Here is a 20,316-nt window from a genome sequence, read left to right as displayed (position 1 = left end):
GCCTAGAAGTAGTAGGGGAAGTTGGACCAGTCGGGACTGCGTTTCTCGAGGAACGCCTCCTTGCCCTCAACCGCTTCATCGGTCATGTAGGCCATGCGGGTCGCTTCGCCGGCAAACACCTGCTGGCCGGCCAGGCCGTCATCAGCCAGGTTGAACGCGAACTTGAGCATCCGGATGGCCTGCGGACTCTGGCGCGCGATGTCCGCTGCATACTCGAGGGCCACTTCCTCGAGCCGTTCATGATCGACTGCCTCGTTCACCGCACCCATCGCCACCATCTGCTCGGCCGAGTACTCACGGGCCAGGAAGAAGATCTCGCGTGCGCGCTTCTGCCCGATCTGCCGTGCCAACAGGGCCGAACCATATCCGGCATCGAAGCTGCCCACCGTCGCGTCGGTCTGCTTGAACTTGCCGTGCTGCCGCGAGGCAAGCGTGAGGTCAGCGACAACGTGCAGGCTGTGCCCGCCGCCGGCCGCCCAGCCGTTCACGACGGCGATGACCACCTTGGGCATGGTTCGCATCAGTCGCTGGACCTCGAGGATGTGCAGCCTGCCGGCGCGGGCCGGGTCGATGGTCTCCCGGGTCTCGCCCTCCCCGTTCTGTACTACGTATCGATAACCGTCACGCCCCCGAATCCGCTGGTCCCCACCGGAACAGAACGAGTGGCCGCCGTCCTTGGGGGACGGGCCGTTGCCCGTCAGGAGAACCGTGGCGACATCGGGGGTCATCCGCGCGTGATCCATCACGCGGTACAGTTCGTCGACTGTGCCGGGCCGAAATGCGTTACGGACTTCAGGACGGTTGAACGCGATGCGGACAGTAGGCAGGTCGCGCATGGTGCCCTCAGGGCTGCGTTCTACCTGGCTGCGTTCTACCTGGCTGCGTTCTTCCTGGCTGCGTTCTACCTGACGGTGGTACGTAACATCCACCAGGTCCTCGAACCCCTCAACCAGCCTCCACCGGGCAGGGTCGAAGGTGTCTGATACTCGCACTGGGAGGTCAATGGTCACCAATCGAGTCTAGCTTCGGAAGCGGGGGTCACTTCAAAGCGGAACCTTCCCGGCTAACCGATGCAGAACTCGTTGCCCTCGGGGTCTGTCATCGTGTACCAGACGTGCGGGCCCTGGTTGGCCTGGTAGAGGAATTTCGCCCCGCGCTTTTCCAAGGCGGAGCGCAGCGCGTCCTTGTCGTCGCCGTCGAGGTTGATGTCCAGATGAATCCGGTCCTTGACCGTCTTCGGTTCGGGTACCGGCTGGAACAGCACCCGCTGCCGGCCTTTCATGCCCACCTCGTCCGGGCGGCAGATTGCGGCACCGTCCTTCCAGACTCGGACCCCGTTGTGCTCGATGACATCGCTTTCCTTTGCGTACCCGGCCGCCAGCATCTCATCGATGAGGTCCTGGTTGGTGGGTTCAACTACCCAACCGAGGGTCTCGGCCCACCAGTCAGCTTGGGCGTGGGCGTCTGCGCAGTCAATCGCTACCTGAATGTTGTATGCCATGCGCCGAGCCTAGGAACCACGGAGTGCGCGGGCCAGTGCCTTCAGGACGGATCTTGTCCTGAAGTTGAAAGTTTGCCCGGCGCCGCCGTCGTCCTCAATGAAAGCCGGCCGCTCGCGAAGAGGCCCTCCCCATCCGCGCAGCCGGGTCTGGACCGCAGCGGGGGAGCGGACTAGCGTGGCACACACCCGCGCCGCCAAGGGACTCGGGCGTCCAACTGAGGAGGAAGCATGGCGAACCACACCTACAGCATCTCGGAAGTTGTTGGAACATCACCGGACGGTGTCGACGCCGCAGTCACCAATGCGGTTACGCAGGCTTCAAAGACGCTGCGCAACCTGGACTGGTTCGAGGTTCGGGAAATTCGAGGGCATCTGGTTGATGGGGCGGTCGCCGACTGGCAGGTGACGGTGAAACTGGGATTCCGGTTGGAGGAGTAGGGGCTCGCGCGGGTTCAGCCGCCTGCTATGGATGCTGGGCAGCAGGCGGGATGCGGACGGCAATCTTGCCCACCGTCCTGCCGGTTTCGCTCATCTGGTGTGCCTCGCGGATTTGGGCAAGGTCAAAGGTTGCGGCAACGTGCGGGCTCAGCTTTCCCTCCGCAAGCCACTTCACCATGTGGTTGAAGCCTTCCTTGGTTGGCAGACCGCCTATGAGTCCTGTAACCAGGCCATAACGTCCGCGCAGGCGCCGGACCAGGAGCCTGCCCACTGAGAGGGAATGGTTGCATGGGCACTCCTTTGTGCGGCCGTTGAATGCAATACATGCAGATGGAGTGGGCATACCGCAAGCGGTTGACCGCCCACACGGCCCATGCGATTCTTTATAGAACGAGCGGTCAGTAATTGCGCCGCCTTCAGCAGGACCTCGCGACAAGGACGACGATGACGGAGGCGGGCATGCCCGAGGCGTTTCTGGTGGGCGGGGTCCGGACGCCCATAGGACGGTACGGAGGATCGCTCGCGACCGTTCGGCCCGACGATCTGGCCGCTCTGACGGTCCGGGAAGCCGTAGCCCGCGCCGGGCTCGACCCCGAAGCCATCGACGAAGTGATCCTCGGAAACGCCAACGGCGCCGGCGAGGAAAACCGCAACGTCGCCCGCATGGCCGCCCTGCTTGCCGGCCTGCCCGCCACGATTCCCGGAATCACCGTGAACCGGCTCTGCGCCTCCGGCCTGTCCGCCATCATCCTCGCCTCCTCGATGATCAAGGCGGGAGAGGCCGACGTCGTTCTCGCCGGTGGCGTCGAATCCATGAGCCGCGCGCCCTGGGTGATGGAAAAGCCAACGACGGCGTTCGCCAAGCCCGGCGCAGTCTTCGACACTTCGATCGGCTGGCGCTTCACCAACCCCACCTTCGCCGCCCAGGAGAAGACAACCTTCTCCATGCCCGAGACGGCAGAGGAGGTTGCCCGCGTTGACGGCATTTCCCGGGAGGACGCCGATGCCTTTGCGCTCCGCTCGCACCAGCGGGCCGTTGCGGCGATTGATGCGGGCCGCTTCGCCGACGAGATTGTCCCCGTCCAGACCCACCACGGGAAGAAAAACGTCACGGTAGACACCGACGAGGGACCACGGCGGGACACCACACGTGAGGCGCTCGCCGGCCTCAAACCGGTTGTCTCGAAGGAGGGGGTGGTTACTGCCGGCAACTCGAGCTCGCTGAACGACGGCGCCTCAGCCGTGATTGTCGCCTCGGGCGCCGCTGTGGACCGGCTCGGGCTCGCTCCCCGGGCACGCATCGTTGCCGGCGCCTCAGCAGGCGTACCGCCCGAAGTGATGGGAATCGGCCCCGTGCCGGCCACCCAGAAGGCACTCGGTCTGGCCGGCCGGAAGATCGGCGACCTGGACGCCGTCGAACTCAATGAGGCCTTCGCCACCCAGTCCCTTGCGTGCATACGCCGGCTCGGGCTCGATGAGGAGATCGTCAACCGCGACGGCGGCGCCATCGCCCTCGGACATCCACTCGGGTCTTCGGGTTCACGCATCGCCATCACCCTGCTCGGCCGCCTCGAGCGGGAGGGTGGTCGCCTCGGATTGGCCACGATGTGCGTCGGCGTCGGACAGGGCACCGCAATGCTGGTGGAGCGCGTGTAGTGGACGCCCTCGTCATCGACGCCGGCACAGACCGTCTCAGCGTGCAGCTGAACCGGCCGGAGGTGCGCAATGCCATTGACCGGCAGATGGTCGACGAACTTCATGCGGTCTGTGCTGATCTCGAGCGGGACCCGCGGATCCTGATCCTGTCCGGCACCGAGGGAGTCTTCGCATCGGGCGCCGATATTGCCGAGCTACGGGAACGACGGCGGGACGACGCGCTTGCAGGCATCAACTCCACACTGTTCACCCGAATCGCCCGCCTTCCGATGCCGGTCATCGCCGCCCTCGACGGCTACGCCCTGGGAGGGGGCGCGGAGCTGGCCTTCGCCGCGGACTTTCGCATCGGCACGCCCCGCCTGAAGATCGGCAATCCGGAGACCGGGTTGGGCATTCTCCCGGCGGCGGGTGCAACGTGGCGGCTGCGTGAACTCGTCGGTGAGCCCCTCGCAAAGGAAATCCTTCTGGCCGGGCGAATCCTCGACGCCGAGGAAGCGCTCGCCGCCCGGCTGATCACTGGGATCCACCCCGTTGAAGACCTCCTATCTGCCGCGCATGGACTGGCCGACCGCATTGCCCGCCAGGATCCGCTCGCCACGCGCATCACCAAGAGCGTTTTCTCCGCGCCGCGGGATGCGCATCCCATGATCGACCAGCTGGCCCAGGCGGTCCTCTTCGAGTCCGACGCCAAGTTCGAGCGCATGCAGGCATTCCTGACGAAGAAGGATCTGACGAGGAAAGACACTACAAGCAAAGACACGGATCGAAAGAAGCAAAAGTGAACACCTCGGGCAGGCATGCGTTGCCGGGAACCGTCGGCGTCCTTGGCGGCGGACGGATGGGAGCAGGCATTGCGCACGCATTCTGTGTCGCGGGCACCGTCGTCGTGATTGTGGAGCAGAATGAGCAGGCGGCAGAAGCCGCCCGGGGCCGCGTCATCGCGGCACTGGACCGTACCATCGCGAAGGGCGGGACTTCGGAGAGCCTCGACGTGCTCTCGAGTCGGCTGACCACCACAACGGACTACTCCCACCTGGCGCCGTGCGGCCTGGTGGTGGAGGCGGTGCCGGAGGATTTCGATCTCAAATCGACCGCCCTGCGCGCGGTGGAGGACGTGGTCGACGACGCCGCGTGGCTGGCTACAAACACCTCCTCCCTTTCAATCGGCGACCTCGCGGCAGCCCTGCAGCGCCCGGAGCGGTTCTGCGGACTGCACTTCTTCAACCCGGTTCCGGCGTCCGCGCTGATCGAGGTGGTGCTGGGGCCGGCCACTTCGGCGGAGCTGAAGCGGGCCGCGCAGGAGTGGGCAGTAGCTTTGGGCAAGACGCCCGTGGTGGTCAAGGATGCGCCGGGTTTCGCGAGCTCCCGACTTGGCGTGGCGATTGCACTGGAAGCGATGCGCATGATGGAGGAAGGGGTGGCTTCGCCCGAGGACATCGACGCCGCGATGGAGCTTGGCTACAAGCATTCGGTTGGTCCGCTGCGCACCACGGACATCGTGGGCCTCGACGTCCGCCTCGGCATTGCCGAATACCTTGCTTCGACCCTCGGCGAGCGCTTCGAGCCTCCACGGATTTTGCGCGAAAAGGTCGAGCGCGGTGAGCTGGGCAGGAAGTCCGGACAGGGGTTCTTCACCTGGGATGACTAGCCCCGCGGTGCGCCGGAAAGGGCTAAGGTTTTCTCCATGAGTGAGCGGACCCTCGCGGATAAGCCGTTAATTGGGCGTGTTGAGGCACCCGAACTCCATGTGATGACCTACAACATCCGCCGCCGCGTCGCCCACGTAAATCCCTGGAGCCACGATTATTGGGGTCGGCGGGAGCCGCTGATCCGGCGCCTGTTGGCCGCGGAACAGCCCACCATTCTAGGGGTGCAGGAAGCATTGCCCGACCAGATGCCCGCGATCCTGGAGGGACTCGGTGAGCGGTACCGCAGCATCGGCCGGGGTCGCAACGCCGACGGCCAGGGGGAGCAGTGTCCCCTGATTTATGACGCCGACCGGCTGGAACTGCTGGAGTGGGACCAGGACGCGCTTTCCAGCACGCCCAATACGCCGGGATCCAGCGGGTGGGGGAACCTGATTCCCCGCATCCTGGTTATCGGTCGGTTCCGCGACCGGGACACCGGCAAGCAGATCACCGCTGTGAATACGCATCTCGACCACATGTCGCGCAAGTCGCGCCAGCGTTCCGCCGTCGCTATCCGCTCCCTGGCGGCGCGGACGAAGGGGGCCGTCGTCGTACTTGGCGATTTCAACACGGGAGCCGCCTCCATGCCCTATGAGGAACTGACCAAGGGCGAGGTGCTTGCCGATGCCTGGGACGAGGCGGGGGAGCGGCTGACCGAACTGTGGGGCACGTTCCCCCACTATCGGGCACCCAAGCAGGGCCGCAAGCGGATCGACTGGGTGATGGTGAACTCCGATGTCACCGTGGTAGAAATCGGCATTAACACCACGCGCTACAACGGCGCATGGCCCTCGGACCATACGCCGGTGCAGGCGATTATCAGAGTGGACTAGTGGTTGTTGTTGATGGCTCGCCGGACCTCCGGGAGGTAGCCCTTCTTGTAACCCTTCTCGTTGGGATGCAGCGCGGCGGGATCAGCGAACGGCTGGATCCACGGCCGCGGTGAACCGAGGCCGTGGCCCTCGAACCGGTCGACGACGTCAACATAGGTGAAGCCCGCAGCACGGGCCCGGGTCCGGATGATGTCGTTCAGGATGTCGGTACCCTCATTGAGGATCTGCTGCTCGGTTGGGGTCAGGGACAGGATGACGGGTGCCCGGTCAGGACCGAGAACCGGACTGCCTGTTGCCGGATCTACGGCAGGGAACGTGAAGGTGGCCCCGAACTCCGGCGAGAACAGATGCGGGTAACCCGTGACCACAACCTTTGCGTACGGAGCATTCGCGCGGATGTTGGCGTACAGCGCCGCCAGCCCCGGACCGAGGTCGGTCTGCGCGAGGGCCAGGGTTGCGTCCACCGTCTGCATGCAGATTTGTGCCCCCTGGCCGCACGCGAGGATCACGTTGAGGTACTGGACGTCGTTTCCGCCGACCGTCAGCGTCACCAGATCGGTGCCCGCGTTGAGATGATCCAGTTCAGCGAAGACCTGGACGATCGTGTCGCCGCCGCAGGCCCGGTTGGCTTCAAGGTCGATGCGTCGTCGCTCGTCCAGCAGCCCGGGGTAGCCGAGCGATGAAACGCCGCATTTCGGATCAAGGTCGGGCGGGGCCCCGACGCCCGCCGCGTACGAGTCGCCCAGGGCGACATAGTCAATAGAGCCGCGGTCGTGCGCCGACGCCGGCAGCACCCCTGACCCTGCGATAAGACCGGTAGCCAGGAGTGCGCTGGCGACGCTTCCAAAGAGTCTCATCGCCCTAAGATACGCCCGTTCGCTGTTGCCGAACAGGGCTTGGAAGCACCCCCCTTGTCAGCCCTCGACGCCCGGGTTCATCCTTGAAACCGAGCGCCTGATCGGGAGGGAAAATGGCATCGGAATCGACCGCTGAAGCCGTTGCGGAGCGGGTGTTCTCGGCCGCTCTCGGCGCCATGGAGATACTTGCCATACATTTGGGCGACCGACTCGGCTGGTACCGCTGTCTGGCGGGCGAGGGGCCGTCGTCGTCGTCCGAACTCGCCCAGCGCACCGGCACCTCCGAGCGCTACGCGCGCGAGTGGCTGGAGCAGCAGGCTGTGACGGGTTACCTCACCGCGGACGACGACGGCGGCACCCGCCGTTTCTCGCTGCCCGCCGGTGCCGCGGAGGTACTGACGGACGAGAACAGCCTCAACTATCTGGCGCCGTTGGCGCGCATGATTGCCGGTGCAGCGGTCCAGTTGCCCGCACTGCATCGCGCCTACCGGAACGGCACGGGGGTGAGCTGGCAGGAATTCGGTGATGACGCCCGCCAGGCGCAGGCAGATATGAACCGGCCGTGGTTCGAGCATGAACTGGAAAACGCGTTACGGCAGGCGCCGGATCTGGTTGCGCGGCTGGAGAAGGGAGGGGCGACGATCGCGGACATCGGGTGCGGGGCCGGTTGGTCCACCATCGCGCTCGGGCGGGCGTTTCCGGATGCATCCGTGAGCGGATTCGATATCGATGCCGAGTCAGTCGATCTTGCCCGCGCCAATGCAGCCGGGGCGGGAAACGGTGTCGAGTTCCAGCACATCGACGCGTCAGGGCTTCCGGAGGGACAGTTCGATGTGGTCTTCGCCTTCGAATGCATCCACGATATGCCGTACCCCGTTGAGGTACTGTCCGCGGCCCGGCGGTCGCTACGGGCCGGAGGGACCGTCGTCGTGATGGACGAGGCTGTGGCGGAGATTTTCGACCCGCCCGGGGATGAGGTCGAACGCCTGATGTACGGCTTCAGCCTGCTCATTTGCCTTCCGGACGGGATGTCGCATCCGGACAGCGCGGGCACCGGGACGGTCATGCGCCCGGCCACGCTGCGCAAGTATGCCGCCGAGGCCGGTTTCAGTGACGCCAGGACCCTCCCAATCCACGACTTCGGGTTCTTCCGCTTCTATGAGCTGGTGTCCTGAGCGCCTGCCCTGCCTACGCTGAAGCATGGCTTCCTACGACTGGGACTGCATCCGCCGCAACGGATCCCACCGCAACGTTGGCTGGGAGGGCGCCGTCAACGCCCGCGACCTCGGTGGTGTAAGTGCACACATCCAGCGCGGCAGGCTGTACCGGATGGGTCGGCACGAATGGCTTACCGACGCCGGCTGGCAGCAGGCCTACGACGACGGCGTCCGCACCGTGATCGACCTGCGGAACCCCGGCGAGCGCGGCCGGCGGGAGACGGATCCAGTGCTGAACACCGCCGTGCTCGACCGTTTCCAGGTGATCAACCGGCCCACCGAGGACCAGGGCGACGAGGAGTTCATGGCGCTGGTAGGGCCATACCTCAACTCACCGGAGTACTACCGAGAGAACCTGAACCGCTGGCCGGAGCGGATTGCAGCGGTGGTGAGGGCGGTTGCGGAGTCTGACGGCGCCGTCGTCATGCACTGCGCCGCCGGGCGGGACCGCACGGGACTGATAACCGCCGTGCTGCTTTCACTGGCCGATGTGCCGCACGAGGACATCGCCGACGACTACGCCCTTGCCGTGCATGGAATCAATCAGCACCATCTGGCCCAGGAGCGCCCGCGGGAGAGGCCCAAGTCTGAAGCGGAGCTGCACGAGTGGATACGCCACACCCGCGCTCACCTGCTCGAGATGCTTGATGCATTCGACGCCGCGTCCTACCTGCGGCAGGCGGGGCTCAGCGACGCGGAGCTGGAAGCGGTGCGGGCCAAGCTCACCCGCCCCTGACCGGGCGCTTCTCGAGCAGCAGGTTGGTGATGCGCAGGGTGCACAGGCGCTCGCCGTCGTCGTTGGTGATGAGTACCTCATGGGTGGTGAGGGTACGGCCGAGGTGGATAGGGGTGGCGGTGATGGTGATGTTGCCGTCGCGGGCGGACTTGTGGTGGGTGGCGGATACGTCGACGCCCACGGCGGTGCGGCCCAGGGTGCTCGCATGAATCACTGCGGCCCAGGACCCCACCGCTTCACCCACTGCCAGCGAGGCTCCGCCGTGCAGCAGTCCGAACGACTGGCGGTTGCCCTCCACCGGCATGGTCGCGACCACCCGGTCGACTGACTGCTCGAGGATCTTCACGCCCATCTTCTGGTCCAGTTCGCCGAGTGTTATCTGCCAGGTCTTGCCGGTCACGTCGGGCTCCTTGAGGATATGGAGGGAGGCGCTCATGTACGCTGGACATATTACCGAACGTCCGTTCAGTAATGTTTCCGGTACGCTCCCTGCTCCGTTTGGAAATGATGCGAAAGGTCAATGATGACTTCGACCGCACTCAGCGTGGATATTGTTCCGAGCTTCGTACGCGACGCCTGGTGGGCCCCTGACCAGGCGGCCCTTACTTCGAATAACGCCACTGCCGTCCGGGACGCCAGCACGGGCGAACTGCTTGCCATGGTTAGTACCAGCGGGTTGGACGTTGCCGACGTCGTCGACTATGCGCGGACCACCGGCCAGACGGAACTGGGGAAGTTCACGTTCCACCAGCGCGCCCTGAAGCTCAAGGCGCTGGCCCAGTTCCTGAACGGGCAACGGGAGCACCTGTACGAACTGTCCGCCCGCACCGGCGCCACGAAGCTTGACTCGATGGTGGATATCGACGGCGGCATCGGGGTCCTGTTCACCTTCGGCTCCAAGGGGCGTCGGGAACTGCCGAATTCCCAGGTGGTGATTGACGGGCCCGTCGAAATGCTGTCGAAAGACGGGTCCTTCATCGGTGAGCACATCTACACCCGGATCCCGGGCGCCGCGGTGCAGATCAACGCGTTCAACTTCCCGGTCTGGGGCATGCTCGAGAAACTTGCGCCGGCGTTCCTGGCAGGTGTGCCCACCATCGTGAAGCCCGCGACACCGACGGGCTACCTGACTGCCGCCGTCGTGAAGCTGATCATCGAGTCCAACATCCTTCCGATCGGCTCGCTGCAGCTGATTTCCGGTCCGGCGCGGGACCTGCTGGACCACCTGGACTACCGGGACATGGTGTCATTCACCGGTTCCGCGTCGACCGCGAACACATTGAAGGCGCACCCGAACGTCGCCACCGGCGGCGTCCGCTTCACCTCCGAGACCGACTCGCTGAACGCTGCGATCCTCGGGGAGGATGCTGTCCCCGGAACGCCGGAATTCGATGCCTTCATCAAATCCCTCGTAACCGAGATGACGGTCAAGGCGGGCCAGAAGTGCACCAGCATCCGGCGGACGCTTGTGCCGAAGTCGCTGGTGAACGACGTCGTTGCTGCCGCCCGCGACCGGATAGAACAGCGCGTGAGGGTCGGTGACCCGCGGGCGGAGGGCGTGACAATGGGTGCGCTCGCGTCGCTGGAGCAGCTGCAGGCTGTCCGTGCCGCCGTCGAATCGATGATTGCCGCCGGCGGCGAGCTGGCGTACGGCACGTTGGATTCGCCGCGCGTTACGCAGGCGGACGGAACGGTCGACGTCGCTGCCGAAGGAGCGTTCATGGCTCCCCTGCTGCTGACCTGGGAGAATGCTGACGCCGTCGAACTTCACACCGTGGAGGCGTTCGGACCGGTGGCCTCGGTAGTGGGGTACGACGACGTCGCACACGCCGTCGACCTGGCCGCGAGGGGCGAGGGATCGCTCGTGGCGACCGTCTGCACCAACGATCCCACCATCGCGCGTGAGCTGGTGACGGGAGTTGCGGCGCATCACGGGCGGGTGCTGTTGCTGAACCGGGAGGACGCGCGTTCTTCGACCGGGCATGGTTCGCCCGTGCCGCACCTGGTCCACGGCGGGCCCGGGCGCGCAGGCGGAGGTGAGGAGTTGGGCGGCATCCGGTCGGTTCTACACCACATGCAACGTACCGCCCTGCAGGGTTCGCCGAACATGTTGACCGCGGTTACCGGTGTCTGGCATCCGGGTGCCGACAGGAACTTTGATTCCGAGCACCCGTTCCGGAAGAACCTTGCAACGCTGCGCGTGGGCGATGCGGTGCGGTCCGAACTCCGGCAGGTGACTCTGGAAGACATCACGGCGTTCGCCAACACCACCGGAGATCAGTTCTACGCCCACACCAACGGGGAAGCGGCAGCCGCGAATCCGTTCTTCCCCGGCATTGTGGCGCACGGCTACCTGCTGCTGTCATGGGGAGCCGGGCTGTTTGTGGAGCCGGCACCGGGGCCGGTGCTGGCCAACTACGGGTTGGAGAACCTGCGATTCATCACGCCCGTTGCCGCCGGTGACTCCATCCGCGTCACGCTGACGGCCAAGCGCATCACGCCGCGCGAGGACGAAGAATACGGTGAGGTGGCATGGGATGCCGTGCTCACAAACCAGGATGATGAGATCGTGGCGACGTACGACGTCCTGACGCTCGTGGAGAAGTAAGCCGTTCAGGACCAGGGCGTGTGCGGCCGCTCCTGCTGTATTCCGTCCACCAGGATGTCGGCGCGTTCATCGAAGAAGCAGATGAGGCCGTGGATCTGCGTCGCGTCCGGGAACCGGGAATCGTAGGTCCAGGCGACATCCAAGGGCCCTGACGAGCCTGCGAAGGAGTAGTAGCTGGCCTGCCCTTTGTAGGGGCAGACCGTTGTAGTGGTGCTGGGTTCCATGAGGTCCAGGCGCACGTCATCGGGCGGGATGTACGTGCGCGGCGGAAGCATGGTCTCGTACAGCAGCTCTGCGCGCGTTGTTTCGGCCAGCAGCGTCCCCTCGCATTGCACCGCGATGTGCTTGGAGGTGCGGCGGATGTCCACGCGGTGGAACGGATCGCGAGGGTGGCCGATGATCGGCTCGTCGTCCTCCCACCAGGTGAGAACGTCGAAGTCCAGGAGGACATAGCCGCCGAGGGCGTCGTCGTCGGGCCGGAAGGCGGCGCCCGGCAGGGTCCTGTCCGCCGAAGACAGCGTCAGCGGGGTGCCGGCAGTGGTGTGCCGGGAGAAGGCTGTGCGGGGATCGAGAACAGGTGGCCCGTCCAGCATCCCCGCGAAGGGAAATTCTTGGCCACAGGATTCCTCTGTCTGCTGTGACAGGGTTGCGGCGAGGTCATCCTCGGGTACGGCGAGGATCGGGGTGACGCGGCGTGGTTCCCACACGAGCAGGGCACGCTGAGTGTCGACGATCGTACCGCCGTTGAGGTTTGCGCGTATCCGCTTGGGAGTTGGCTCGTACCGCAGTTCCGGTAGGAGGCCCAGCATGGTGCTCGAGAGTTTGGCGGCCATGGGTTCAGGGTCCGCCGGCTGGTCTCAGCCGTCAAGCGTGCGGGTCTGGTGGTTCTCCCCGCCGAATCCCGGCGTTCAATGGGAGTGTCGAGACAGTCCCACCGAACACCAGCTTCCGCTGGAACTCCCCACAGCGCTAAGGCTTTCCACATAGCCGCATCCTCCTGTGGATCCGATCCGCGGTGCGCTCAGGATGGAAAACATGACGATAGAAGAGATTGTGCGGATACGCGGAGGGGTGGTGCGCCGGCGGGACCTAGTCAGTGGCGGAGTCAGTTCGAGGCAGCTACAGCGGGCGTTGGAGGTCGGAGCCCTTGCGCGGGTGGGTCGCGGAATTTACGCCGCTCCCGACGCCGAAGAGAGCGTCCTCCGCGCGGCGCTCCTTGGGGGAGACCTGGCGTGCATTAGTGCCGCTCAGCGCCTGGGACTGTGGGTGCTTCGGCCTCCATCCATACTCCATGTTTGCCTGGACCATGGGCGGAAGCCGGAGGACGACGTGAAGATCCACCGTGGATCCCTTCCTGTGACACCTTGGTCCATCTGCGTGCAGGCAATGCGCTGTTTGCCTGAGTTGGACGCGCTCTGCATTGTGGAATCCGCCGTGGTGCAGGGCTGGGTAACGCTTAGCGAGCTCCGCGAGCTCGTGGGCGGGAAACGGGATGCGAAGCTCAGAAGGATTGTTGCGCTGGTGGATCCGTACTCTCAATCCCTACTTGAAACGGCTGCGCGGTATCCGTTGAAGGAATCGGGGCTGGCGGTGCAATCACAGGTCTACGTGAAGGACGTTGGACGCCTTGACCTGTTGGTGGAGGGAATGGTGGGCATCGAAGCCGATGGACGCAAGTATCACAGCGGCCCTACCGAGTTCGAGGAAGACCGGCGGCGCTGGAACCTTCTGAAGGTCGAAGGCGTCCCTGTGCTTAGGGTGACGTACCAACAGGTTGCCGGTGATCCAGATGGTTACTTGAAGCTTGTACACAGCGCCCTTGCCAGGCAGCGGGAAGCTCGAGCGGCCCGTCCCACTCGCAGAGGAGTTTCAGTGGGAATGTCTAGACAGTCCCACTGAATCAGCTGATTCGGTGGGAGCGACGCCGAGCGCGAGGGCCGGTGCCTCCGAGTGTCTCGCGGACACCTACCCTCGGTGCAGGCCCTCGAAGATCATGGAGATGACATCGTCCGCGAGCTTCTCCGGCGTCAGCGGACCACCCGGCCGGTACCACTCCACCAGCGAATTGATGGTGCCGAACAAAAGCCTGGCTGTTGTGCGAGGATCGATGTCCTTCCGGATGGAACCCTCTGAGCGTGCGGCATCAACCAGTGCGGCCACCTGATGGTCGAAAGCACGACGGCGTTCAAGGGCATCGCGCTCAATGTCCGTGTTCCCGCGCAGCCGGAGCAGCAGCGTGACGTAGGGCAACCGCTCGATCAGGACGGCGATTGTGCCTCGCAGAACATACTCCAGCCTCTCGTCCGCCTTGCCCGACACCGCGTCCGAATGCTCAAGAACTGCCTCGAGCCCGCCCAGCGCATGATCCAGCGCAAGCTTCAGCAGGTCCCCCTTCGAGGGCACGTGGTGGTAAATGGCCGACTTGCTGATGCCCAGGTTCTCGGCCAGCAGCCCCATGGAGGTTGCCTCGTACCCGTGCCGGTTGAACACATCCACCGCGATGTTGAGGACGGCTTGCTGGTCGTATCCGGGGCGTCCGCGCCGGGTTGTGGTCTCAGGGCTGGACATAGGGCAGTCCTAGCCGGCGACGTTCACTGCGCTCGGCAGCACGGACGTGGCGCCGAGCGCATCTGCAACGAAAGCGTAGTCCCAGGCCACGTCCTTCCACCGCTCGTACCGCCCGCTGGCGCCGCCGTGGCCGCCGTCCATCTCCGTTTTAAGGACGATGGGCTCGCTGCCCGTAGTTACCTCGCGGAGCTTTGCCACCCACTTGGCCGGCTCCACGTACAGGACGCGTGTGTCGTTGAAGCTGGTCACCGCCGCAATCCGCGGGTACGCCGTGGCGCGCACGTTCTCATACGGGGTGTACTCCTTCATGTACTGGTACACCTCGGGGTCGGTGATGGGATTGCCCCACTCTTCCCACTCCAGCGCAGAAAGCGGCAGCTCGGGGTCGAGGATGGTGGTGAGTGTGTCCACAAAGGGCACCTGCGCAACGATGGCACGGTACTTCTCGGGAGCGAGGTTTGCCACCGCGCCTACCAGCAGGCCGCCGGCAGAACCACCGATCGCGGCGATGCGGTCAGGGTCAGCCCAGCCGGACCCGGCCACGTGATCGGTGGCGTCGACGAAGTCCGTGAAGGTGTTCTTCTTCGAGAGCTTCTTGCCGTTTTCGTACCAGGTGCGGCCCATCTCGCCGCCCCCACGGATATGCGCCACGACAAAGATGATCCCGCGGTCCAACAGGGACAGCCGCGAGATGGAGAAACCCGGGTCCATGCTGATCTCGTAGCTGCCGTAGGCATAGATGACCGCGGGGTTGGTGCCGTCCTGCCGAAGGTCCCGACGGCGAAGGACCGAGAGCGGAATCCGCGTTCCATCCGCTGCGGTGGCCCACTGCCTCTCCGCCACGTAGTCCTCGGAGCGATAGCCGCCGCGGACTTCCGTCTCCTTGCGCAGGATGAGGGCTCCGCCGTCGAGCAGGTAGTCGTAGACCCGCGCCGGCGTGAAGTAGGAGGTGTAGGAGAGCCGGATCAGCGGGGACTCGAACTCAGCACCGGCCAGGTTGCAGGTGTAGAGCTCTTCGTCGAAGCCCGGTTCGATCGGCGCCGGCTGGGCAGGTGTAGCGAGGCCTCGGCGCGGCAGGATCTGCACTCGCATGGTGGTGTCCTTGCGCACCGAGACGAGCACGTGCGTTTCGGTGACGGTGGCACCGTGGACGCGGACGGCGTCGTCGTGCTCCACAACGGTGCGCCAGTCCTGGTCGGCGATTGGGCGCTCGAACTGGTCTGCGGCCACGAGGCTGACCATCGAGTTCTTCGCTCCGCGGTCATGCGTGAGCAGGTAGTGAAGCTGCCCCTCCACGCGAAGCGGCTCGGGTTCGTACAGCACGCGCTCGGACCGCGGAATGAGCGTGGCCAGCCCCTTGCCCTGATCCGTGAGGTCCAGGACCCGGTATTCGCTGTACTCCGAGCAGCTGATACCGATCAACAGCTGGGTGCGGTCAGCGGAGAGGTCGAAACCGGTCCACATCGCGACGTCGTCTTCCTGGTAGATCAACTCGTCCTGTTCGACGGCGGTGCCCAGCCGGTGTGACTTCACCTGGTACGGGCGCCAGCTGTCGTCGACCAGGGTGTAGAAGACCTGGGATGCATCGGGGGAAAAGGCCAGTCCGTAGAAAACGTTCGGGATTTCGTCGGGAAGAACTTCCCCCGACCGCAGGTCCTTGATCCGAAGCGTGAAGCGTTCGTCTCCAGCATTGTCGACGCAGTACGCCAGCAGGTTCCCGTCCTCGCTGACCGCGAGCCCACCGAGGGAGAAAAAGGGCTTGCCCTCTGCCTCCGCGTTGCCGTCCAGCAGCACCTCCTCGCCGTCAACCGGCCGGCCGGGCAGGACTTCCGGCGGTGTCCAGTCACGCGCGACGTCGCCGGTGTCGGTGGCCCTCACGCGACAGTGGATGCTGTACTGCTTCCCCTCTTCCGTGCGCGAGTAGTACCACCAGTCCTTCTTGCGCGCAGGGACTGACAGGTCCGTCTCCTGGGTGCGGTTCTTGATTTCGTTGAAGATGTCCTGGCGGAGCTGTTCCTGCCCGGCGGTGACGGCGTCGGTGTACGCGTTCTCGGCCTTCAGATGCTCGACGACCTCGGGATCGTCCTTGGCGCGGAGCCACTCGTACTCATCGACGAAAAGGTCGCCGTGATGGATGCGCTGGGTGGGGACCTTCTTGGCAACGGGGGCGGAAGTCATGGTTCCATCCTGCCAGCCCCTACCGACACCTGCATGCGAAGCGAATAAACGACGACGACGGCACTGCCTGCCTGCCCGGTGGCAGCTGGGCGGTGGCAGCCGGTCGATCTGTTGACTGGCCGCATCCCGCGTCGATATCCTGAACGAACGGTCGGTAATTATTTCCGGGCGGGTCCCTGCCCTCCCGGCCCACAGCGAGGTGACTTCATGACTACGGCTACCGACAACTCCCAGGAGATGACGGCGGAACAGGCGCAGTTCGACCGGTTGATCGCAGAGGACTCCCGCATCGAACCGCGCGACTGGATGCCGGAGGCCTACCGCAAGACGCTTACCCGCCAGATTTCCCAGCACGCGCACTCCGAAATCATCGGCATGCAGCCCGAGGCGAACTGGATCACGCGCGCACCGAGCCTCAAGCGCAAGGCCATCCTCATGGCGAAGGTCCAGGATGAAGCCGGTCACGGCCTGTACCTCTACTCCGCCGCCGAAACCCTCGGCACTTCACGCGATCAGATGATGGCTGACCTCATCGCGGGAAAGGCGCGTTACTCGAGCATCTTCAATTATCCGGCGCGAACCTGGGCGGACATGGGGGCCATCGGCTGGCTGGTCGACGGCGCCGCGATCGCCAACCAAGTGCCCCTCTGCCGCGCGTCCTACGGCCCGTACGGCCGCGCGATGGTGCGGATCTGCAAGGAAGAGTCCTTCCACCAGCGCCAGGGTTTCGAGATCCTGCTAGAGCTTTCCAACGGCACGCCGGCCCAGAAGGCGATGGCCCAGGACGCCGTGAACCGCTGGTATGCGCCCAGCCTCATGATGTTCGGGCCGCCGGACGAGGACTCACCGAACTCGCAGCAGTCCATGGCCTGGAACATCAAGCGGTTCTCCAACGACGAATTGCGCTCCCGCTTTGTCGGCATGATTGCCGAACAGGTCAAGGTCCTCGGACTCACCCTCCCGGACGACCGGATCCGCTACAACCAGGACACGGGACGGTGGGAACACGGTCCGCTCGACTGGAACGAGTTCAAGGAAGTCCTCGCCGGTCACGGGCCGTGCAATGCCCAGCGGATGGAGCGGCGTCGTGAAGCGCACGACGGCGGTGCCTGGGTCCGTGAGGCCGCTGCGGCTTACGCCGCAAAGCAAGCCGCCAAGCGTGCCGCTGCCGTGGGCGAGGCGGCGTAGGTGGTCAGCGGATCGCAAGCGGCCGACGACGGTTCGAAGGGCCCCAGCGCGGAACTGCCCGGACACCCCACAGCTGGGCCATGGCCGCTCTGGGAGGTTTTTGTACGGTCTTCACGCGGGCTCAGCCATGTGCATGCCGGGTCCCTCCACGCTCCGGACGCAGAGATGGCACTGCGGAACGCCCGCGACCTGTACACCCGGCGCAACGAGGGCGTGAGCCTGTGGGTTGTACCGGCGTCGGCAATTGTTGCCAGCGATCCCGACGCGAAGGGGCAGTTCTTCGAATCGCCCCAGGGCAAGGACTACCGGCACGCCACGTATTACACGAAGAGCGAAGGGGTGAAGCACCTGTGAGCGAAGCGAGCGCCAGCGCCACCCGAATCACCCCGGGCAATGCTCTGCGGCCCGAGGACATCGCGGTCTCGGAGGCCGTACCCAGTGCAGCGGTGGCGCAGTACGCCCTCGGGCTGGGTGATGATGCCCTCGTCCTGGCGCAGCGGCTTGGCTGGTGGATCTCGAGGGCACCGGAGCTCGAGGAGGACGTGGCGCTGGGTAACATCGCGCTGGACCTGCTCGGCCACGCGCGATCCTTCCTCACCTACGCCGGACGGGCCTGGGGGAAGACGGAGGACGACCTCGCGTATTTCCGGGGCGAGGACGAATTCCGCTCAGTCCACCTGGTTGAACAGCCCAATGGCGACTTCGCACGGACCATTGCCCGGCAGCTCGTGGTCTCCTACTACCAGTTCGAGCTCTACAAGCACCTGACCGGTTCGGCCGACCCAACAATCGCCGCCATTGCTGCGAAGGCCGTGAAGGAAGTGGATTACCACCGGGACCACAGCAGGCAGTGGGTCCTGCGCCTTGCGCTCGGAGCCGATGAGTCGCGCCGCCGCATGGTCGAAGGGCTCCTCCTTACCTGGCCGTATGTCGGCGAACTCTTCCAACATGACGCCCTTCTGGACGAGCTCAAAGGGATTGCGGTTCAGCCCTCCGGGTTGCGCGCCGCCTTCGATGCGGAACTGGAGGGACTTTTCGCCGAGGCGGAGTTGAAGATTCCGGCTGTTCCCGCGGCCGTTGGTGGCGGCCGGCAGGGCCACCACAGCGAATACCTGGGCTACATCCTCGCCGAGATGCAGGTGCTCGCCCGGGAACATCCGGGAGCGACATGGTGACGGCGGCGCGCACCCTCGAAGAGACCGTTTGGAATATCGCTGCCACTGTGGCGGATCCGGAGATTCCGGTCCTCACCATCGAGGATCTCGGAATCCTCCGCGCGATTGATGTGCACAACGACGGCGCCGTCACCGTGGCCATCACGCCCACCTATTCGGGCTGCCCGGCCATGCACACAATCCGCGATGACATCCTCACTGCCCTTGCTGCGCATGGTTACACCAATGTCCACGTGAACCTGGTTCTGTCCCCGGCCTGGACAACGGACTGGATGAGCGGGGCCGGTAGAGCGAAGCTCGAGCAGTACGGGATTGCTCCACCAACAGGACGGGCAGCGAGCGGAAAGATCAGCGTCCGGCTGGGGATCAAGTGTCCACAGTGCTCGTCGCTCAACACGCGAGAGCTGACCCGGTTCGGGTCGACCTCCTGCAAGGCGCTGTACGTCTGTCAGGACTGCAGGGAGCCGTTCGATTACTTCAAGGTCCACTGATGGCAGTGAAGCTTGCCCCGTCCACCCGGAGGCGAACTGCGTTTCACGAGCTGACCGTTTCGGAGGTCCGACGGCTCACGGAGGATGCGATCGAAGTGACGTTCGCCGTACCGGCGGACCTGGCGGGCAAATTCAACTACGTACCCGGCCAGTATGTTGCCCTGCGCACCACGTTGGACGTCGACGGGAAGCCCCGGGAAGTGCGCCGGAGCTACTCAATCTGCGCCGAACCCCGCAACTTCGAGGACGGCAGCAGCGAGATTCGTGTTGCCATCAAGAGAGATCTCGGCGGGGTGTTCTCCACCTGGGCCAACGAGTTCCTGAAGGCCGGTGACCGGCTGGACGTCATGAGCCCGATGGGTCAGTTCATCTCGAAACACCCCATGAATGGGCTGAACAATCCCGACAGTATCGACACCGAGACAGGTCACGCCTTCGTGGCGGTCGCGGCCGGCTCCGGGATCACACCGGTCATCGCCATCGCGCGTTCGGTGCTCGCGGCCAATCCGGCAGTGCGCTTCGACCTGATCTACGCCAATCGTGCGGCCATGGACGTCATGTTCCTCGAAGAGCTCGCCGACCTGAAGGACAGGTATCCTGCACGCTTCGCGCTGCACCACGTGCTCTCCCGCGAACAGCGAATCTCGCCGCTACTGACCGGGCGAATCGATGCCGTGAAACTCCAGACCCTCCTTACCAGCGTCATCCGTACCGACGATGTCGATGAGTGGTTCCTCTGCGGGCCTTTCGAGCTTGTCCAACTGTGCCGTGACACGCTCGCCGAACGTGGGGTACCACCGGAGAAGATCAGGTTCGAACTGTTCACCACAGGAGAGCCCGCCAGGCCGGAAGGGCAAATCGGACGCCCGATCCGGGACGACCCGGCGGACGACTCCTACATCATCACGTTCACCCTCGACGGGCTGAGGGGCTCCGTGACCAGCCCTGCCCACGCCCGTGAATCAATCCTCAACGCCGCCCTGCGCGTTCGCGCCGATGTCCCGTTCGCTTGCGCAGGCGGTGTCTGCGGTACCTGCCGGGCAAGATTGGTGAGCGGGACCGTTGACATGGAGGAAAACTACGCCCTGGAGCCGGACGAACTGGCGAAAGGCTATGTGCTGACCTGCCAGTCCCGCCCCACCAGTCCCGAAGTCATAGTGGACTACGACGCCTAGGAGGAAC

At 64.9% G+C, this 20,316-nt stretch carries 22 protein-coding genes; 14 read left to right on the top strand and 8 right to left on the bottom strand.

Annotated elements, in window-relative coordinates; all coding sequences use genetic code 11:
• Positions 1–2: 2 nt before the first annotated feature.
• Positions 3–1,010, bottom strand: coding sequence for a 1,4-dihydroxy-2-naphthoyl-CoA synthase (locus tag GC088_RS12205; protein WP_323959265.1), 1,008 nt, complete (start codon positions 1,008–1,010; stop codon positions 3–5).
• 53 nt (positions 1,011–1,063) lie between these two features.
• Positions 1,064–1,501: a VOC family protein gene (locus tag GC088_RS12200; RefSeq protein WP_323959264.1), complete on the bottom strand. Its 438-nt coding sequence runs from the start codon at positions 1,499–1,501 to the stop codon at positions 1,064–1,066.
• Between the two features lie 228 nt (positions 1,502–1,729).
• On the opposite strand from GC088_RS12200, the gene GC088_RS12195 reads away from it, so the two are divergent.
• Positions 1,730–1,939 carry a dodecin gene (locus tag GC088_RS12195; protein ID WP_323959263.1) on the top strand — a complete coding sequence of 70 codons (210 nt, stop codon included), beginning with the start codon at positions 1,730–1,732 and terminating at the stop codon, positions 1,937–1,939.
• Positions 1,940–1,964: 25 nt separating this feature from the next.
• Here GC088_RS12195 and GC088_RS12190 read toward each other — a convergent pair whose 3' ends face one another.
• Positions 1,965–2,210 (bottom strand): zinc-binding dehydrogenase, encoded by a 246-nt coding sequence (locus tag GC088_RS12190; RefSeq protein WP_323959262.1) that lies wholly within the window; start codon positions 2,208–2,210, stop codon positions 1,965–1,967.
• Between the two features lie 188 nt (positions 2,211–2,398).
• Between GC088_RS12190 and GC088_RS12185 the strand changes: the two genes are divergently transcribed.
• Genes GC088_RS12185 through GC088_RS12170 form a run of 4 tightly spaced genes read left to right on the top strand, consistent with a single transcriptional unit; the run spans position 2,399 to position 6,116 of the window.
• Positions 2,399–3,595, top strand: coding sequence for a thiolase family protein (locus GC088_RS12185; RefSeq protein WP_323962057.1), 1,197 nt, complete (start codon positions 2,399–2,401; stop codon positions 3,593–3,595).
• Positions 3,595–4,377, top strand: a complete 783-nt coding sequence (locus GC088_RS12180) for an enoyl-CoA hydratase/isomerase family protein (protein WP_323959261.1) — start codon at positions 3,595–3,597, stop codon at positions 4,375–4,377. Before GC088_RS12185 ends, GC088_RS12180 begins: the two co-directional genes overlap by 1 nt.
• A 56-nt stretch (positions 4,378–4,433) precedes the next feature.
• A complete protein-coding gene (locus GC088_RS12175; RefSeq protein ID WP_416377539.1) occupies positions 4,434–5,243 on the top strand; it encodes a 3-hydroxyacyl-CoA dehydrogenase family protein in 810 nt (269 codons plus the stop codon).
• 36 nt (positions 5,244–5,279) lie between these two features.
• Positions 5,280–6,116 (top strand): endonuclease/exonuclease/phosphatase family protein, encoded by an 837-nt coding sequence (locus tag GC088_RS12170; RefSeq protein ID WP_323959259.1) that lies wholly within the window; start codon positions 5,280–5,282, stop codon positions 6,114–6,116.
• Here GC088_RS12170 and GC088_RS12165 read toward each other — a convergent pair.
• A complete protein-coding gene (locus GC088_RS12165; protein WP_323959258.1) occupies positions 6,113–6,973 on the bottom strand; it encodes an SGNH/GDSL hydrolase family protein in 861 nt (286 codons plus the stop codon). The genes GC088_RS12170 and GC088_RS12165 overlap by 4 nt on opposite strands.
• 113 nt (positions 6,974–7,086) lie before the next feature.
• Between GC088_RS12165 and GC088_RS12160 the strand changes: the two genes are divergently transcribed.
• Both GC088_RS12160 and GC088_RS12155 read left to right on the top strand, forming a co-directional pair.
• The gene (locus GC088_RS12160) at positions 7,087–8,148 is read left to right on the top strand and encodes a MerR family transcriptional regulator (RefSeq protein WP_323959257.1); all 1,062 of its coding nucleotides are present in this window, start codon (positions 7,087–7,089) and stop codon (positions 8,146–8,148) included.
• Positions 8,149–8,173: 25 nt separating this feature from the next.
• On the top strand, positions 8,174–8,926 hold the full coding sequence (locus GC088_RS12155) for a tyrosine-protein phosphatase (protein WP_323959256.1): 753 nt from the start codon (positions 8,174–8,176) through the stop codon (positions 8,924–8,926).
• Here the strand turns inward: GC088_RS12155 and GC088_RS12150 are convergent.
• A complete protein-coding gene (locus GC088_RS12150) occupies positions 8,913–9,362 on the bottom strand; it encodes a PaaI family thioesterase (protein WP_323959255.1) in 450 nt (149 codons plus the stop codon). The genes GC088_RS12155 and GC088_RS12150 overlap by 14 nt on opposite strands.
• 87 nt (positions 9,363–9,449) lie before the next feature.
• Here GC088_RS12150 and paaZ point away from each other — a divergent pair, with 87 nt between their 5' ends.
• Complete coding sequence (gene paaZ / locus GC088_RS12145) at positions 9,450–11,534, top strand: phenylacetic acid degradation bifunctional protein PaaZ (protein WP_323959254.1); 2,085 nt, start codon at positions 9,450–9,452, stop codon at positions 11,532–11,534.
• Between the two features lie 5 nt (positions 11,535–11,539).
• On the opposite strand, the gene GC088_RS12140 is transcribed toward paaZ, so the two are convergent.
• The gene (locus tag GC088_RS12140; protein ID WP_323959253.1) at positions 11,540–12,367 is read right to left on the bottom strand and encodes a DUF427 domain-containing protein; all 828 of its coding nucleotides are present in this window, start codon (positions 12,365–12,367) and stop codon (positions 11,540–11,542) included.
• 202 nt (positions 12,368–12,569) lie between these two features.
• Between GC088_RS12140 and GC088_RS12135 the strand changes: the two genes are divergently transcribed.
• On the top strand, positions 12,570–13,433 hold the full coding sequence (locus tag GC088_RS12135) for a PDDEXK-like endonuclease domain-containing protein (protein WP_323959252.1): 864 nt from the start codon (positions 12,570–12,572) through the stop codon (positions 13,431–13,433).
• A gap of 66 nt (positions 13,434–13,499) precedes the next feature.
• On the opposite strand, the gene GC088_RS12130 is transcribed toward GC088_RS12135, so the two are convergent.
• Positions 13,500–14,102: a TetR/AcrR family transcriptional regulator gene (locus GC088_RS12130; RefSeq protein WP_323959251.1), complete on the bottom strand. Its 603-nt coding sequence runs from the start codon at positions 14,100–14,102 to the stop codon at positions 13,500–13,502.
• A 9-nt stretch (positions 14,103–14,111) separates the two neighbouring features.
• On the bottom strand, positions 14,112–16,280 hold the full coding sequence (locus GC088_RS12125; RefSeq protein WP_323959250.1) for a S9 family peptidase: 2,169 nt from the start codon (positions 16,278–16,280) through the stop codon (positions 14,112–14,114).
• A gap of 207 nt (positions 16,281–16,487) precedes the next feature.
• On the opposite strand from GC088_RS12125, the gene paaA reads away from it, so the two are divergent.
• From paaA to paaE, 5 genes are read left to right on the top strand one after another with little or no spacing between them, the layout of a single operon-like run.
• Entirely contained in the window at positions 16,488–17,468 is a 981-nt protein-coding gene (gene paaA, locus GC088_RS12120) for a 1,2-phenylacetyl-CoA epoxidase subunit PaaA (RefSeq protein ID WP_323959249.1), read from the top strand.
• Positions 17,469–17,522: 54 nt separating this feature from the next.
• Positions 17,523–17,822: a 1,2-phenylacetyl-CoA epoxidase subunit PaaB gene (gene paaB / locus GC088_RS12115; RefSeq protein WP_323962055.1), complete on the top strand. Its 300-nt coding sequence runs from the start codon at positions 17,523–17,525 to the stop codon at positions 17,820–17,822.
• Positions 17,819–18,643, top strand: a complete 825-nt coding sequence (gene paaC / locus GC088_RS12110; protein WP_323959248.1) for a 1,2-phenylacetyl-CoA epoxidase subunit PaaC — start codon at positions 17,819–17,821, stop codon at positions 18,641–18,643. The genes paaB and paaC overlap by 4 nt, the downstream gene beginning before the upstream one ends.
• Positions 18,637–19,134, top strand: a complete 498-nt coding sequence (gene paaD / locus GC088_RS12105) for a 1,2-phenylacetyl-CoA epoxidase subunit PaaD (RefSeq protein ID WP_323959247.1) — start codon at positions 18,637–18,639, stop codon at positions 19,132–19,134. Before paaC ends, paaD begins: the two co-directional genes overlap by 7 nt.
• A complete protein-coding gene (paaE, locus tag GC088_RS12100) occupies positions 19,134–20,309 on the top strand; it encodes a 1,2-phenylacetyl-CoA epoxidase subunit PaaE (RefSeq protein ID WP_323959246.1) in 1,176 nt (391 codons plus the stop codon). The genes paaD and paaE overlap by 1 nt, the downstream gene beginning before the upstream one ends.
• The last annotated feature ends 7 nt before the right edge of the window (positions 20,310–20,316 follow it).

The organism is Arthrobacter sp. JZ12 (genome assembly GCF_035189165.1).
Taxonomy (GTDB): domain Bacteria; phylum Actinomycetota; class Actinomycetes; order Actinomycetales; family Micrococcaceae; genus Arthrobacter_D.
Note: the sequence above shows the minus strand (reverse complement) of the source record. Positions and strands in the feature narration are given on the sequence as shown.

Coding starts and splice junctions, on each gene's coding strand:
- paaA (WP_323959249.1), top strand. CDS start 16,488: ATGACTACGGCTACCGACAACTCCCAGGAGATGACGGCGGAACAGGCG.
- GC088_RS12135 (WP_323959252.1), top strand. CDS start 12,570: ATGACGATAGAAGAGATTGTGCGGATACGCGGAGGGGTGGTGCGCCGG.
- GC088_RS12175 (WP_416377539.1), top strand. CDS start 4,434: ATGGGAGCAGGCATTGCGCACGCATTCTGTGTCGCGGGCACCGTCGTC.
- GC088_RS12195 (WP_323959263.1), top strand. CDS start 1,730: ATGGCGAACCACACCTACAGCATCTCGGAAGTTGTTGGAACATCACCG.
- GC088_RS12155 (WP_323959256.1), top strand. CDS start 8,174: ATGGCTTCCTACGACTGGGACTGCATCCGCCGCAACGGATCCCACCGC.
- paaD (WP_323959247.1), top strand. CDS start 18,637: ATGGTGACGGCGGCGCGCACCCTCGAAGAGACCGTTTGGAATATCGCT.
- paaE (WP_323959246.1), top strand. CDS start 19,134: ATGGCAGTGAAGCTTGCCCCGTCCACCCGGAGGCGAACTGCGTTTCAC.
- GC088_RS12130 (WP_323959251.1), bottom strand. CDS start 14,102: ATGTCCAGCCCTGAGACCACAACCCGGCGCGGACGCCCCGGATACGAC.
- paaZ (WP_323959254.1), top strand. CDS start 9,450: ATGACTTCGACCGCACTCAGCGTGGATATTGTTCCGAGCTTCGTACGC.
- GC088_RS12140 (WP_323959253.1), bottom strand. CDS start 12,367: ATGGCCGCCAAACTCTCGAGCACCATGCTGGGCCTCCTACCGGAACTG.
- GC088_RS12170 (WP_323959259.1), top strand. CDS start 5,280: ATGAGTGAGCGGACCCTCGCGGATAAGCCGTTAATTGGGCGTGTTGAG.
- GC088_RS12160 (WP_323959257.1), top strand. CDS start 7,087: ATGGCATCGGAATCGACCGCTGAAGCCGTTGCGGAGCGGGTGTTCTCG.
- GC088_RS12185 (WP_323962057.1), top strand. CDS start 2,399: ATGCCCGAGGCGTTTCTGGTGGGCGGGGTCCGGACGCCCATAGGACGG.
- GC088_RS12125 (WP_323959250.1), bottom strand. CDS start 16,280: ATGACTTCCGCCCCCGTTGCCAAGAAGGTCCCCACCCAGCGCATCCAT.
- GC088_RS12200 (WP_323959264.1), bottom strand. CDS start 1,501: ATGGCATACAACATTCAGGTAGCGATTGACTGCGCAGACGCCCACGCC.
- GC088_RS12165 (WP_323959258.1), bottom strand. CDS start 6,973: ATGAGACTCTTTGGAAGCGTCGCCAGCGCACTCCTGGCTACCGGTCTT.
- GC088_RS12150 (WP_323959255.1), bottom strand. CDS start 9,362: ATGAGCGCCTCCCTCCATATCCTCAAGGAGCCCGACGTGACCGGCAAG.